The organism is Baaleninema sp. (genome assembly GCF_049974805.1).
Lineage (GTDB): Bacteria > Cyanobacteriota > Cyanobacteriia > Cyanobacteriales > Geitlerinemataceae > Baaleninema.
This window is the reverse complement of sequence record NZ_JBNGCO010000006.1, coordinates 46,748-60,407: the sequence shown is the minus strand read 5'-3', so window position 1 is coordinate 60,407 and position 13,660 is coordinate 46,748. Positions and strand designations below refer to the sequence as shown.

At 52.7% G+C, this 13,660-nt stretch carries 14 protein-coding genes; 6 read left to right on the top strand and 8 right to left on the bottom strand.

The genetic code is table 11. The annotated features are described in order from the left end of the window. Positions 1-33 precede the first annotated feature (33 nt). The 7 genes from ACP5D4_RS02550 to ACP5D4_RS02520 all read right to left on the bottom strand — a co-directional run bounded on the left by ACP5D4_RS02550 (position 34) and on the right by ACP5D4_RS02520 (position 7,217). The gene (locus ACP5D4_RS02550; protein WP_428010049.1) at positions 34-1,719 is read right to left on the bottom strand and encodes a GH3 auxin-responsive promoter family protein; all 1,686 of its coding nucleotides are present in this window, start codon (positions 1,717-1,719) and stop codon (positions 34-36) included. A gap of 57 nt (positions 1,720-1,776) precedes the next feature. After that, on the bottom strand, positions 1,777-2,994 hold the full coding sequence (locus tag ACP5D4_RS02545; protein WP_428010048.1) for an MFS transporter: 1,218 nt from the start codon (positions 2,992-2,994) through the stop codon (positions 1,777-1,779). A 303-nt stretch (positions 2,995-3,297) separates the two neighbouring features. Further along, positions 3,298-3,726: an NUDIX hydrolase gene (locus tag ACP5D4_RS02540; RefSeq protein ID WP_428010047.1), complete on the bottom strand. Its 429-nt coding sequence runs from the start codon at positions 3,724-3,726 to the stop codon at positions 3,298-3,300. 126 nt (positions 3,727-3,852) lie between these two features. Continuing rightward, on the bottom strand, positions 3,853-4,302 hold the full coding sequence (locus ACP5D4_RS02535) for a DUF3531 family protein (protein WP_428010069.1): 450 nt from the start codon (positions 4,300-4,302) through the stop codon (positions 3,853-3,855). Between the two features lie 38 nt (positions 4,303-4,340). Beyond that, on the bottom strand, positions 4,341-5,303 hold the full coding sequence (locus tag ACP5D4_RS02530) for a Sll0314/Alr1548 family TPR repeat-containing protein (protein ID WP_428010046.1): 963 nt from the start codon (positions 5,301-5,303) through the stop codon (positions 4,341-4,343). A 203-nt stretch (positions 5,304-5,506) separates the two neighbouring features. Then, positions 5,507-6,586: a Fe(3+) ABC transporter substrate-binding protein gene (locus ACP5D4_RS02525; RefSeq protein ID WP_428010045.1), complete on the bottom strand. Its 1,080-nt coding sequence runs from the start codon at positions 6,584-6,586 to the stop codon at positions 5,507-5,509. Between the two features lie 238 nt (positions 6,587-6,824). Then, positions 6,825-7,217 (bottom strand): hypothetical protein, encoded by a 393-nt coding sequence (locus tag ACP5D4_RS02520; protein WP_428010044.1) that lies wholly within the window; start codon positions 7,215-7,217, stop codon positions 6,825-6,827. Between the two features lie 419 nt (positions 7,218-7,636). Between ACP5D4_RS02520 and ACP5D4_RS02515 the strand changes: the two genes are divergently transcribed. Both ACP5D4_RS02515 and ACP5D4_RS02510 read left to right on the top strand, forming a co-directional pair. Beyond that, the gene (locus tag ACP5D4_RS02515; protein ID WP_428010043.1) at positions 7,637-7,870 is read left to right on the top strand and encodes a hypothetical protein; all 234 of its coding nucleotides are present in this window, start codon (positions 7,637-7,639) and stop codon (positions 7,868-7,870) included. Positions 7,871-7,946: 76 nt separating this feature from the next. After that, positions 7,947-8,183, top strand: coding sequence for a hypothetical protein (locus tag ACP5D4_RS02510; RefSeq protein WP_428010042.1), 237 nt, complete (start codon positions 7,947-7,949; stop codon positions 8,181-8,183). Positions 8,184-8,294: 111 nt separating this feature from the next. On the opposite strand, the gene sufR is transcribed toward ACP5D4_RS02510, so the two are convergent. Next, positions 8,295-8,996, bottom strand: coding sequence for an iron-sulfur cluster biosynthesis transcriptional regulator SufR (gene sufR / locus ACP5D4_RS02505; protein ID WP_428010041.1), 702 nt, complete (start codon positions 8,994-8,996; stop codon positions 8,295-8,297). A 160-nt stretch (positions 8,997-9,156) separates the two neighbouring features. Between sufR and ACP5D4_RS02500 the strand changes: the two genes are divergently transcribed. The 4 genes from ACP5D4_RS02500 (at position 9,157) to sufD (ending at position 13,651) form a co-directional block, all read left to right on the top strand. Then, a complete protein-coding gene (locus ACP5D4_RS02500; RefSeq protein WP_428010040.1) occupies positions 9,157-9,525 on the top strand; it encodes a ferredoxin thioredoxin reductase catalytic beta subunit in 369 nt (122 codons plus the stop codon). Positions 9,526-9,672: 147 nt separating this feature from the next. Then, positions 9,673-11,115, top strand: coding sequence for a Fe-S cluster assembly protein SufB (gene sufB, locus ACP5D4_RS02495; protein ID WP_428010039.1), 1,443 nt, complete (start codon positions 9,673-9,675; stop codon positions 11,113-11,115). 415 nt (positions 11,116-11,530) lie between these two features. Beyond that, complete coding sequence (gene sufC / locus ACP5D4_RS02490) at positions 11,531-12,316, top strand: Fe-S cluster assembly ATPase SufC (RefSeq protein ID WP_428010038.1); 786 nt, start codon at positions 11,531-11,533, stop codon at positions 12,314-12,316. After that, positions 12,317-13,651, top strand: a complete 1,335-nt coding sequence (gene sufD / locus ACP5D4_RS02485; RefSeq protein WP_428010037.1) for a Fe-S cluster assembly protein SufD — start codon at positions 12,317-12,319, stop codon at positions 13,649-13,651. Positions 13,652-13,660 lie beyond the last annotated feature (9 nt).

Below are 13,660 nucleotides of genomic sequence, written 5' to 3'. Positions count from 1 at the left end.
CCTTGGTTGTCTTGATTTTTTGGGGTTCAAGCGTTACCGACAATTGAGCGAAAGACAAACTTCTTGTTCGACGGAAACCCCGGCTAAAAACTGGCGATCTTCGCTGATGTGGGGGAATTTGAGATGGTGTTCGGGTATGCCATTGCCTAACAACCGCTGGCGGACGAGATCGAAACTTCCTGAAGCCAAGACGCGCAAACGGGGCGGCGGCACTTGACTGCGCCGTTTGAAAGCGTAAGAGGTGTGAATATCTTGTAAGTGGCGATCGAACTGTTCGAGAAACGCCTGGGGATTCTTCAAGGTTTGACCTGGCGAAAGTTCGATATTAACCAAATAAGGGGGCGGCGTTTCATTATCGGCGAGGGTAATGCAGAAGTTTTCTAGGGAGATGTTGAATTCTTGCTGCAATTTCGCCATGACTTGTACGGCGTGGAATTCAGTGGTTTTTTCGCTGGTGGAGGATAGCAATCCCCCTCGGCGATGGCGAAAGGTGATGATGGGAGTTGGGTGACAGAATCCCACGACTTCCACGATGTCGCCGATGTCGTAGCGATATAAGCCGTTATAGTTGGTGACGAGGATGCGATAGTGTTCTCCGATTTGGACTTCTTCGGCGAGGAGGGTTTTTGGTTGTTCGAGATGCCATTGGTGGGAGGGAACAAACTCGAAAAATCCCGATTCGATGGCCAGGATACTGCCGCTATCGTTGAGGTGGTGATAAATGCCGAAGATAGCTTCTGAGGAGGAATAGATACCGCCAAAGACGGGAATATCGCCGAAGTATTCGGGAAATCGCTGTAAGTAGAAATCGGAGGTTCCTCCCAAGGCGGTACTGACAACGGAGAGATTCGGCCAGGCTAAAATCGGCGTGAGGCGTCCGAAGCGATCGAGGGTTCGACGTAGTTGGCGGGCGCGTTGGGGGGCGGGAGAGAGTTGCCGTTCGAGGTTCGATCGCAAGTCGGGTTCCAGGTTCAACCAAGGGGCGATCGAACCCCGGTTTAAGTCTTCGATTAAAAACTCGGCGTATTCTTCAAGATACTGCGCCAGTTGCAAGGCCAACACGGGAAAGTTCGCCCCGATAACGCGAGTGTGGGGGTTGTTGAGGGCAAACAGCAAGCAGACGTAATGACGCGCCAAGCCATCACCGATTTTGAGGGCTTCGTAGGGGGACGCCAACAGAGTCCGTTCGAGGAAGTCGGCGTTTCGCAGATGGTTGACGCTGATGGGTCCGTAAGGAATTCCCCCCTCGGTTTCGCCGAACAATTCGATCGAACTCGTCACTAGCAGTTGTCCGAGCGATCGCCCCGTCGTTCGCAGGGCTTCGAGACCGAAACACATCCCCGTCCGATGGGCTTTTCCCCGCATTCGCTTGGCTTGTGCGGTAACGGGAATGAGTTTTTTCTTGCCCGTCGAACCGCTCGTCATGTTCATACACAGCACGCGATCGCTGGTGAGAACGTTCGACTTACCTCGGGCAACTTTTTCAGTGTAAGGCTGATGGTCTGCATAAGAGAGAACAGGAACCCGCTTTAAAAAGTCCTCGACGCTGCGAATTTGGCTGAATTGATACTGACGACCGAATTCGGTGTTCTGGTGACGCCGTACCAGCGACAGTAAAAACTCTTCTTGTACGCGGTTCGCCTGCTGGGTTTTTCGTAGAAACTGCCCCGTTATCAATTTGGCGTAGGGGCTGAGGAGGGTTTGAATAATCTTGTACATGAAAGTCGCTTCCGTCGAAACGAGGGGTAAAGGGTAGGGGTGAGGCAGTTGCGGAGGTTAGCGGTGAAGTTTATGACTGGCCAGTTGCAGCAAGGCGCTGGCGATCGCGATTTCGGCGGCCACGAGAAATACGTCAGTATAGCCGCTTTTCCAAATTCCCCCGAGAAGAATCGGCGCGAAAAACTGTCCCAAGGCGGCAAACCCCGTCCCCAACGCCAAAAGGGTCGATCGATTGTTCTCGGAGACGAGATCGAGGAGGAGGTTGTACAGGTTGGGCATCACCAATCCGAAGCCGACGCCGAAGCCAAAAGCCGCCACTAATGCCAATCCCAGATTATTGACGATAGGAATCGTCGCCACGGTGAGGGCGATCGCACCGAATCCCAAGGCGGCGGCACCGATCGATCCGAACCGCCGCGCGACGGTGGTGGTACCGACAGCGGCGATAATGGCGGCACCGATGGCGCGAGTGGCCAAAATCACGCCGTTGGTGGGGGCGTCGGCACCGATGGCGTCTTGGAAGTATTGCGGTGCGTAGGCGATGACGGTGTAGAACACCACGGAGGTGGCGGCGAGGTTGAAAAACAAAACCAGCATTTTCCACTGTCGTAAATCTCGCCCCACGGAAGCAAGGGATACGTCGCCGAGAGTTTTGCTGCTGGATTTCGGTTCTTTGACGATTAGCAGGGTGGCGATCGCGACGGGAAAGGCGAGTCCGTAGAGGCTAAAGGCGTATTGCCAACCGAACGCCCCGAGTCCCCCCGCCATTAAGGGAACCACCGTTGTCGTCAGGGAAATGGCGCTGGTGGTATATCCAATCAGGCGCGATCGCGTTTCGCCGTCGAACCAACTGGCCACCAATCCCAAACTCGCCGCCGAAATGCCGCCGTTGGCGACGCCGACGAGTCCCCGCACCACCAGCAACGGCGTAAAGCTTCGCAGGAATCCCCCCATCATGCCGAAAACGGCGAATCCGAGGAGAGACGAGACGAGAATGCGTCGTTTGCCGATGCGATCGGCCAGCAAGCCTAAAATCGGACTGGCGAGGGCGATGCTCAATCTGGGGGCGCTCACCAGCAGTCCCGCCCAACGGGCATCGAGGGCGAGTTGGTCTACCATGTCGGGAAATACGGGCGCGATCGCCGCTCCCGTCAGGGTAGTAATGCAAGCGGCCACCATCAACACGGCTAAAACGGGCTTTTGTTCGGGGGAAACGCCCGTTATTCTGGGTTTTTCTGTCGGTCGAACGCGATCGAGTTTGGTTGAATTCGGCATTGGCCTCTTGGAGGGGGAGACACAGTGAACAGTGGACAGTGGACAGTGGACAGTGGACAGTGGACAGTGGACAGTTAGCGGTTCGCTGACAAGGATGCGATTGGGTATATTACCATTTAGTTATCAAAATCGCCGCCTGGGTGTGTGGTTCGGCATCAAAAGAACCCCAGTATCTTAACGATACGGGGGCTTTTTGTGCGTTTCGTTCCCGTTTCGACCTCTCGAAAATCCTCCCTATTTTTCCTTGACAAATTCGCAGTTTTATGTATAAGGCGACAGGGAGAAGCGATCGCTTTTGGGGAATTACAGGAATTTTAGAAAGCCTTCGGGGTATAAAATTAGTTCGTTCGATCGAAACTTTTCAATGTCGATCCACAGGGCTTCTTTTTTGCGTTTTCCTTCAGAAAAAGGGATGCGATCGATTTTGTAAAATTCCGGATCGGCAAAATCGCAGCGATACAATTGAATGAGTTCGTGTCCGGTTTTCCCTTTAAATTTAAAGATATTCTCGACGCATCCCAAATATTCAATATTTTTTAAATCCGCTTGAATTTCTTCTTGAAATTCTCGTTCTAGGGCGTCGATGCTCAGTTCTCCGAAATCGACGCCGCCTCCCAAAGCGCGATAAAACGTCTTTTTTTTGACCGGATCGAATCCTTCTCCTAAAAACAATCGATCGCCGTCGCGAATTAATCCCAAGGCTAAGACGCGAATCGAATTATATTTACCCATGAAAAACTGAAAGGGAACTGCAAGCTGAAACGACGTTCTCAACCTTCTATTGTCGGTTCAATTGAGGCGCGAAACCCAACGTTGTCGCGGTTGGGTTTCCGTGGCTCGATCGATTTTCAGCCACCGTTAATTATAATCCGCAAACTGCGCTTCATGAGACTCGGGAATCGGCCAGTCTTCGTTTTGTCCGCCGATAATCAACCGCTCGATCGCCACGTAATCGAGACTCAACTGGCGCAGGGCGTTCGCCAAAACATCGATGGCGATCGCATCGCTGGTTCCCAAATCGAACCAACAGCGTCCCCAATTGGCTTGATACTCGAACTCACCCATATTGTGCATCAACGCCAACATGGAATCGTCCGCCACGCGATCGCTATAGTCCATATAGCTGATTTCTAAGCCTTCTTCTTGAATTTGCAGGTTTTCGGCGTTGAAACCTCCCAGTTTTCCCAAGAAAAACCAAGAATCGAAAAGTTCTTCAATATACTGCTGTTCCTGGGGCGACGGCGTGGTGCTGAATTCGATCCAAAACCAAACGTCGAAGGGATTGAATTCGCGAAACTGAACTTGCATACTGGACGGGCGCACGAGTTGAGCTTTCCTAGGATACCTCACGACGCCTCGGCTGCGTCACCGTTTTCCTCCACTTCCCGCTGAGCTTTGTTCCGTTCCCGTTCGATTTGTTCGACTAACTCCTCAAGAAGCTGTTCCCGCATCGCCAAAGCTCGATCGAACCACGCCAAACTTTCCGCGTGTTCCCCTTTCTCCACATAAATCTGAGCTTTGAGATACATCACTTCCGGATTGTTCGGCGTCAGTTCCAAGGTTCGATCGACCGCTTCCATCGCCTCCTCGAGACGTTCCAAATCGCGATATCCCACCGCTAACCCCCGTTGCGCCAAATATTCCGGGGCGGCGTGTTCTCGCAACCGTTCGATGGGGCGATCGGGATTGGCGAAGGGAAGCGACACCGCTAACATCAAATCCATGTAACCCTTGATGATGTTGAGTTCGGGATCGGTGGCGTCTTCATCAGCGGCGCGATCGAGATGTTGAAACACTAACTGCAACTTCTGCAACGCCTTGGGAACGCCGCGCACCACCCCTTCGGTTTTGAGGATATACCCCCCTTCTAAAAAGTGACCCACCGCTAAATAAATATTTCCTCGTAGGGGATCGTTTTCCAGCAAAGCCTCAGCAGCGGCGATCGTCGCAGCGGCGTACTCTTGAAACTCCGTCTCGAGTTCGTCCGGTTCCTCGAGGTAGAGTAGCGACGCTTTCATCGCCGGAACGATGGGATCGTCCGCTTCGCTATTGAGAGCGTCATCTAAATAGGCTTCTGCGTTGGGATAGTGGCTGTCTTTAAAAAACGCCTCGAACGCCTTTTCCGTTTTGTCGCCGATGTCGTGGGGATTTTCGCTGCGAAACGGATCGCCTGCGATCGCCACAGACGCCAGCGAACTCACCGCCAGCATCAACCCACTGACACCGCCGACGAGGATCGATCGCGCCGAAGCCGAGGGTCGATCGCCTCCGAAAATCCCTTGCGTCATCATGGTTTCAGGAACTCCCACAACTCCATCCGTAAGTATAGTTCAGGGATTTCCGCATTGCCCACTCTGTACGCGGAGAGCCGGGGAGAGAAAGGGGTAGGGTGCTGTGACGCGGCCGAAGAATGGCGCCGAAATCCGGTCAATGGACTGTTACCGCGTCACGCACCGCCCCATCATCCCCTCATCCCATCATCCCCTCATCCCATCATCTCCTCATCCCCGCATCACTTCCATCCCGCGCGATCCATAATCATGAGGGCTTCAGCGTTGTTTTTCCCGAAAATTCCCGCGTTGAGAGAATCCTCTTTGAACCCGCTGTATTTTTCCAAAAACGGATTGTCTAACTCCGCCTCTTCCACCACAGGAAACTCGTTATTTCCTTTCGCAAACACCGTCTGCGCCTCGGGACTCACGAGATATTCGATAAACTTGACCGCATTCTCGGGATGGGGTGCGTTGGCCACAACTCCCGCCCCACTGATGTTCACGTGGGTTCCCCGTCCGTCTTGGTTCGGGAAGAACATATCGATTTTTTCGGCGATCGCCCGATCTTCAGGATCGTCCGAGTTCGCCAACCGCGCCACGTAGTAGCTGTTCGCCACAGCGATATCAGCTAAACCGTCGGCCACGGCGCGAATTTGAGCGGTGTCGTTTCCTTCGGGGGGACGGGCGAAGTTTTCAACCACCCCTTTGACCCATTCTTCCGTGGCTTCTTCGCCGTTGGCGGCTAAAAGCGAACCCACGAGGGATTGGTTGTAAATATTGTTCGACGATCGAATCACCAGTCTCCCTTTCCATTTAGGATCGGCTAAATCTTCATAAGTCGAAAGTTCGCTAGGATCGACCGCCTCTTTGTTATAAATGATGACGCGAGCGCGTTTGGAGAGTCCGAACCAGTGACCTTCTCGATCGCGCAGGTTCTCGGGAACTTTGCTTTCAAGGATTTCCGATTCGACGGGTTGTAAGATTCCCGCTTCTTGCGCCCGCCACAACATCCCCGCATCGACGGTAATATAAACGTCTGCGGGGCTGTTGGCGCCTTCGCTCTTGATGCGTTCGATGAGTTCGTCCCCTTTGGCTTCTACGAGGTTCACTTCAATTCCCGTTTGTTCGGTGAAGTTGTCGTAGAGGCTGCGATCGGTGTCGTAGTGGCGGGACGAGTACAGGTTGACCACTTGTTCGCCGTTTCCGGTTCCGGTAGCGGCTGAGGAAGTGTCGGGGGCGTCGGGTTGCGCGGTGCAGCCGACGACGATCGCCACCACTGCACTGGCCAAACCCAGCCAAAAGTATTTGAATCGTTTCATGGTTCGGTCTGCTTTAGTCTAGAATTTTTTTCAATTGCGAGACGGATCGATCGGTCGATCGACAGTGATAAAAAGGCTCGAAACAGAAATATACTTTATCGCTCTAGCTTTTCTATTGCAATAGTATCTCAATTAAAAAATCCTGTTGAGAAACCGGGTTTCGTGAAAGAAACCCGGTTTCTGGATGTTCAGTCAGAATTTTCCGGTTATCGACGCCAAACGGCGAGACCTTTAAACGTTAGGTCTCGACGCGCCGTTTAGCTTCTCGTTCAAACCACTCGAGAACTTGTTCGATGGTAATCTCGGCGATAGGTTTTTCGCTTTCGGCGGAAATCTGACGCAGAGGTTTAAGGGAAGACACGATGAGATTGCTAAAAAAGGTGACGAAACTGGCGTCCATGTCAACCTGTTGGTGAATGTTGCGATCGCGCTGTACCCAGTCCGCCACGAGATCGGGGGTAATCTCTTCGATGTCCATCCCCCGTTCGGCGGAAATTTGACCGAGCGATCGAAGTGCGTAAATCGTCACCCGCGCCAAAAACTTCTCCTGAGACGAGAGCAGCGCTGCTTCGACTTTCGCAGCTTCTTCGGGGTTGAGGAATTCAACGGTAATCGGTCGATTGGCTGTCATGATGAGGAATTGCGCGTTTCCAACTATCCTATCGCGATCGACTTCTCAACGCAGGGTTGAAGAGAGAACCAGAACCACCCATCGTAAAGCTTTGTAAAAAATACTTGATAGGATGTGTCAGCAAAATTGAGAAGCCACAGGAAGGGACGCAGCGATCGAATATCTTACCAACTCTCCCATTAAAGCCGTTTGGCAAGAACACTATCGACAACGTGCAGCAACACTGACTTATTGACAGTCAATAGACAGCTTCAGTTGAGAGTGGTAGTCTGATGACAGCTAGAGGAACAACAAGTTCAAATGTCGATTTGATAAGCGATCGGGCGATCGCAACTCGTGACAAAACTGGCGATTTCAACCCGACTCGATCGACAACTGAGTTTTCCCTAGTCCCCACTGCCTACTTTTGGAGAAGCATCATGGCTACGACTACAGTTCGGGAAGTCCAACCGCAACAACTGCAAACCGCAGACTGCCAAGCTTGCTTGTCGCTCAACTGTCCCCTGAGCGGTTCGGCTGAATCTCCCGTAACGATGTGCAGCAGCTATCGTACCGCCAACTGCGCCCTCTGCGTCAACAAAGCCTGCGCCCTCAACGGCACCCTGGAATCTCCCGTCATGTCCTGCGACGGTTTCCAACCTGTTGGTGCTTAGTCGAGACAAAACGAACTCCAGTTGTTCGTGAAGTAATTTGCCCTAAACCCTCATTGCCTACTTTTGGAGAAGCATTATGGCTACCACTACGGTTCGCGAAACCCAACCGCAACAACTGCAAACGGCGGACTGTCAAAACTGCCTAACCCTCAATTGCCCCCTGAGTGGTTCGGCTGACTCTCCCGTAACCCTGTGCAGCAGCTATCGTACCGCCAACTGCGCTCATTGTGTCAACAAAGCCTGCGCCCTCAACGGCACCCTCGAATCTCCCGTCATGTCCTGCAACGCATTCCAACCCGTTGGCGCTCGGTAAAACCGCTGGCTGCGCCACGAGAACTGTTACCCGACGTTAACCGTCGCGTAAAGTTCTCAGCCAGAGATTGATAAAAGATCGATCGCGAGTTCGAGAGACGAGATTTTACCCTCAGCTGTTACCGTTTCTCGGACTCACCTCACCCTCGTCTTCATCCTCCTTCAACTGAATCAAATAGCCGCAGCGGTTCTCACCCTTAATCATCCAGTGCGTGCGTCGCACGTGACAGTCCGGTAACGCCCGCGCGAACATATCTAACTCATAGCCGCACACGCTCGGAAACGACTCCGCCACATTAGAGATCGCACAATTATACTCAGCAACCACAAATTGCGGCGCAGCGTTGTCCTCCTCCGCCTCCAGTTCCACCAATTCCGCCATATAACCTTCCACACGGCGGAGTTCCACCAAATTTTCCACCCGTTCCCGAAGCGGCGCTCGACCGAGTTTCTGACGATAGAACTCCGCCTTGCGTTTCCATTGCTTCCCGAGAACCTTGCCCATCTCGTCTTGACCGACCGTTTCAGCCAGCGTATCGAGCAAAGACACCGCGAACTCGTCGTAATGATTGGGAAAGCGTTCGCGTCCAGCACTCGTGAGTTCGTAAACGTGCTGCGGGCGTCCCATCCCCGCCTGCACCGAACGATGTTGAATCAGGTTTTCTCCTTCTAAATCCTTCAGATGGCGGCGAATGGCCTGCGGGCTGATTTTCAACGCCTCGGCCAAGGTCTGCGCTTTCGCTTGCCCGTATTTGAGCAAGTATTGCAGAATGTCGCCTTTCGTGGAACTATGCTGAGTGGTCGCCCTCGTCATGGTTATGCCCAAACCCATTGCAGCAACGTATTATAAGAATTATCGATTTCGACTTTGACAACAAGGGTGTTGCTAAAGTAACCTTAATGTAAGGAGTAAAACAACACCCGTGTTGCTTTACACTCCATTATAGACAGAAGTTGTTTGAATCAAGTGTCATATGAACGCACCGACGAGTCCCCAGCCGGCAACCGACAAGAATTTAGAAGCGATGCGGAAGTTTTCCGAACAGTACGCCAAGCGCACCGGAACCTACTTCTGTTCGGACTTAAGCATCACCGCCGTGGTCATCGAAGGGTTAGCCAAGCACAAAGACGAGTTAGGTGCGCCGCTGTGTCCTTGCCGGCACTACGAAGACAAAGAAGCCGAAGTCAAAGCGACCTATTGGAACTGTCCCTGCGTGCCGATGCGAGAGCGCAAAGAATGTCACTGTATGCTGTTCTTGACCGAAGATAACGACTTCGCCGGAGACAAGCAAGACATTACCATCGACGAAATCCGCGCGACGACCGATCGCATGAGCGCGTAACGCTTTTTTCAATCCTATGGCTTCGAGGTTAGCCAGAAGCTGCTAAATTATTCGATCCCCTTTCAATCCCCCTTCAATTTCACTTTAAATCCTACCGTTTCCTTACCTTTTCCACTCAACCGCCGTTCGTAAGAGAGAGATCGATCGATGAGTGCGACCGTCAAAACCCTAGTCAACCAGCCCTACAAATACGGTTTCGTAACCGATATCGAAACCGAAAGTGTACCGCCCGGATTAAACGAAGACGTCATCCGTGCCATTTCCGCCAAGAAAAACGAACCGGAATTCATGTTGGAATTCCGTCTCAAAGCCTATCGCCAATGGCTGAAGATGGAAGAACCCAACTGGCAACACGCCAGCTATCCCCCCATCAACTATCAAGATATCGTCTATTACTCCGCTCCGAAAGTAAAAGGCGACCAGAAAAAACAAAGCCTCGACGAAGTCGATCCCGCCCTTCTCGACACCTTCGAGAAACTGGGAATTCCCCTGTCCGAGCAAAAACGCCTCGCCAACGTCGCCGTCGATGCCATTTTCGACAGCGTATCGGTGGCGACGACGTTCAAAGAAAAACTCGCCGAAGCCGGGGTCATCTTCTGTTCGATTTCAGAAGCCCTGCAAGAACACCCCGAACTGGTGAAAAAATACATCGGAAGCGTGGTTCCAGTCGGCGATAACTACTTCGCCGCCTTGAACTCCGCCGTCTTCACCGACGGTTCCTTCGTCTTCATTCCCAAAGGCGTGAAATGTCCGATGGACTTGTCGACGTACTTCCGCATCAACAACGGCGAATCGGGACAGTTCGAGCGTACCCTCATCGTCGCCGAAGAAGGGGCATCCGTCACCTACCTTGAAGGCTGCACCGCTCCCATGTTCGACACCAACCAGCTTCACGCAGCAGTTGTGGAACTGGTGGCACTCGACGACGCCGAAATCAAGTACTCCACGGTACAAAACTGGTTCGCCGGAGACGAAGAAGGCAAAGGTGGAATTTACAACTTCGTCACCAAACGGGGGTTGTGCAAAGGCAAGAACTCCAAAATCTCCTGGACGCAAGTAGAAACCGGTTCCGCCATCACCTGGAAATATCCCAGTTGCGTCTTAGTCGGCGATAACTCCGTGGGTGAGTTTTACTCCGTCGCCCTCACCAACAACCGCCAGCAAGCCGACACCGGGACGAAAATGGTGCATATCGGCAAAAACACCAAAAGCACCATTATCTCGAAAGGGATTTCGGCTGGGAAGTCGAAAAACAGCTATCGCGGCTTAGTGAAAATGGGGCCGAAAGCCTCCGGTTCCCGGAACTACTCCCAATGTGACTCGATGTTAATTGGGGACAACGCGGAAGCGAATACGTTCCCCTACATCGACGTCAGCCACAACGAGGCGCGAGTCGAACACGAAGCTTCCACCTCCAAAATTGGTGAGGATCAGTTGTTCTACTTCGCACAGCGGGGGATTTCGGAAGAAGACGCAGTGTCCATGATTATCAGCGGATTCTGTAAAGATGTCTTCAACGAGTTACCGATGGAATTTGCGGCGGAAGCCGATAAATTGCTGAGCTTGAAACTCGAAGGAACCGTCGGTTAATTCAATTGCATCAGGTGGGTGTTGCAGCCCACCTGATTCTTCTCTCCGAATTATTCTCTCCGATTCGATCGGTGAGGTACGCGACGGCGCAAAACTTTCGGGTATAACCAACAAATCATGTAACGAATTCCCGTAGGGTGCGTGACGGTGGCGAAGAAGCTTCGGGAATCTCCGAAAAATGGAATTTCCGCCGTCACGCACCGCCCCCCAAATCAGAAACATAACGGCGTCACCAAATTCAATTCCGTTCAATTCCGTTCAATTGATGTATTGATGTGTCGGAAAAATCCAACCATCGGTGCGTGACGGCGGAATTAATTTTTTGAGAATTCAGCGAAACGGGTTGCACCGCCGTCACGCACCCTACCGAAAACAACATCCAAAAAGATTTCAATTCCTGTCGATTTCTAAACCCATGATTGTCGAAAACGCACCCACCATTCTATCCGTCAAAAACCTCACCGCCAACGTCGAGGGAACTCAAATCCTCAAAGGCTTGAACCTGGAAATCAAAGCCGGAGAAATTCACGCCATTATGGGGCCGAATGGTTCCGGAAAAAGCACCTTCTCCAAAATTCTCGCCGGACATCCTGACTACGAAGTAACGGGGGGCGAAGTCATTTACAAAGGACAAAACCTCCTCGAACTCGAAGCCGACGAACGCGCCACCGCAGGCGTTTTTCTCGCCTTCCAATACCCGATTGAAATCCCCGGTGTCAGCAACCTGGACTTTCTCCGCGTCGCCTACAACTCCCACCGCAAAGCGCAAGGTTTAGAAGAACTCGACACCTTCGATTTTGAAGATCTCGTTGAAGAAAAACTCGACGTCGTGAAAATGAGAGCCGAGTTCCTCAACCGCAGTGTCAACGAAGGCTTTTCCGGTGGGGAGAAAAAACGCAACGAGATTTTGCAAATGGCGCTCCTCGAACCCACCCTTTCCATTCTCGACGAAACGGATTCCGGGTTGGATATCGACGCGCTGAAAATCGTCGCCAACGGGGTGAACCAACTGGCCACAGAAGACAATTGCACGCTGATGATTACTCACTATCAGCGGTTGCTGGACTACATCGTTCCGGATTTCGTTCACGTGATGTACGACGGACGGATTATCACCAGCGGCGATAAAGATTTAGCCCTGAAACTGGAAGAGCAGGGTTACGATTGGGCGATCGAACAATTTGCAACGGTGGGGGTATAAATGAGTCCTGAAACGATTACTAAACAACAAGTTTCGTCGCTCACCCAACTGCTGAACCTGCGAGAACCCCTCGCTACAGAGGTGACGGCGCTGAAAACTCTGCGAGATCGATCGGAAGCCTGGGTGCGAGAACTGGCGATTCCCACGACGCGCGATGAAGAATGGCGCTTTACCGATTTGTCGCCGCTGCTGAACGTGGAATTCAACACCGCGCCGTCGGTAGAGGTAAATCGATCGCGCATCGAAACTTGTCTGCTTCCGGAAGCGCCGCAAAGTCGGCTCGTTTTCGTCAACGGTACCTATACCGAAAGTCTATCGGACGTTCGGGCGTTGCCAGAGGGTGTTTGGGCGGGGAACGTCAGCGCACTTCCCCCCGAGAAACAAGAGAAATTGGGCGACTATATCGCCCAACATCCGAACCACGGTGAAGTCTTTACCGCGTTGAACTCCGCCAGCTTTACCGATTTGGCGATCGTCTGGGTTCCGCGCGGAAAAATCGTCGAAACGCCGCTGCAACTGATATTTGTAGCGTCTCCGACGGATAAAGCGATGCTGACGCAACCCCGCTGTCTGGTGGTGGCGGAAAGCAACAGCAGCCTGACGCTGGTTGAAGAGTACGTTTCCACCACTGAAGGCTGTCCCGATTCCCAAGGCGTCGCCTATTTCAACAACGCCGTCACGGAAGTGTGGCTGCACGAAAACGCGGAAGTGAACCACGTGCGCCTCGAACGGGACAACGGTTCGGCGTTCCACATCGGTACCACCGCCGTCACCCAAGCCCGCGACAGTCGCTATCACTGCCACGCTTTGACGCTGGGGGCGCAGCTTTCGCGACATAACATCGAAGTCAACCAAACCGGGGAAGGGACGACCACCACGTTAAACGGGTTGACCCTCATCGGCAAAACGCAAACCGCCGATACCCACAGCACTGTTGCTTACAACTATCCCAACGGAACGGCGAACCAACTGCACAAGTGCATTGTCGGCGATAAAGCCCACGCCGTCTTCAACGGGCGTATCGTCGTCCCCCAAGCGGCGCAGATGACCAACGCCAGCCAACTCAACCGCAACCTGTTGCTGTCGCCGAAGGCGCGAGTCCACACGAAACCGCAGTTGGAAATCGTCGCCGATAACGTCAAGTGCAGCCACGGCGCGACGGTGAGTCAACTCGAAGCGGACGAGGTGTTTTATCTGCAAAGTCGCGGTTTGGACAAAATCACTAGCGAAAATCTCCTCGTGGATGCGTTTGCGGCGGAAATTCTGCAAGAGGTTCCTTTGGCATCCTTGCAGAAAACCATCGCCCAATGCGTCGCTTGTCGCGTCGAGTTGTAATGTCGAGTT

Coding starts and splice junctions, on each gene's coding strand:
- sufC (WP_428010038.1), top strand. CDS start 11,531: ATGATTGTCGAAAACGCACCCACCATTCTATCCGTCAAAAACCTCACC.
- ACP5D4_RS02540 (WP_428010047.1), bottom strand. CDS start 3,726: ATGGGTAAATATAATTCGATTCGCGTCTTAGCCTTGGGATTAATTCGC.
- ACP5D4_RS02535 (WP_428010069.1), bottom strand. CDS start 4,302: ATGCAAGTTCAGTTTCGCGAATTCAATCCCTTCGACGTTTGGTTTTGG.
- sufR (WP_428010041.1), bottom strand. CDS start 8,996: ATGACGAGGGCGACCACTCAGCATAGTTCCACGAAAGGCGACATTCTG.
- ACP5D4_RS02510 (WP_428010042.1), top strand. CDS start 7,947: ATGGCTACCACTACGGTTCGCGAAACCCAACCGCAACAACTGCAAACG.
- ACP5D4_RS02515 (WP_428010043.1), top strand. CDS start 7,637: ATGGCTACGACTACAGTTCGGGAAGTCCAACCGCAACAACTGCAAACC.
- ACP5D4_RS02550 (WP_428010049.1), bottom strand. CDS start 1,719: ATGTACAAGATTATTCAAACCCTCCTCAGCCCCTACGCCAAATTGATA.
- ACP5D4_RS02525 (WP_428010045.1), bottom strand. CDS start 6,586: ATGAAACGATTCAAATACTTTTGGCTGGGTTTGGCCAGTGCAGTGGTG.
- ACP5D4_RS02500 (WP_428010040.1), top strand. CDS start 9,157: ATGAACGCACCGACGAGTCCCCAGCCGGCAACCGACAAGAATTTAGAA.
- ACP5D4_RS02520 (WP_428010044.1), bottom strand. CDS start 7,217: ATGACAGCCAATCGACCGATTACCGTTGAATTCCTCAACCCCGAAGAA.
- sufD (WP_428010037.1), top strand. CDS start 12,317: ATGAGTCCTGAAACGATTACTAAACAACAAGTTTCGTCGCTCACCCAA.
- sufB (WP_428010039.1), top strand. CDS start 9,673: ATGAGTGCGACCGTCAAAACCCTAGTCAACCAGCCCTACAAATACGGT.
- ACP5D4_RS02545 (WP_428010048.1), bottom strand. CDS start 2,994: ATGCCGAATTCAACCAAACTCGATCGCGTTCGACCGACAGAAAAACCC.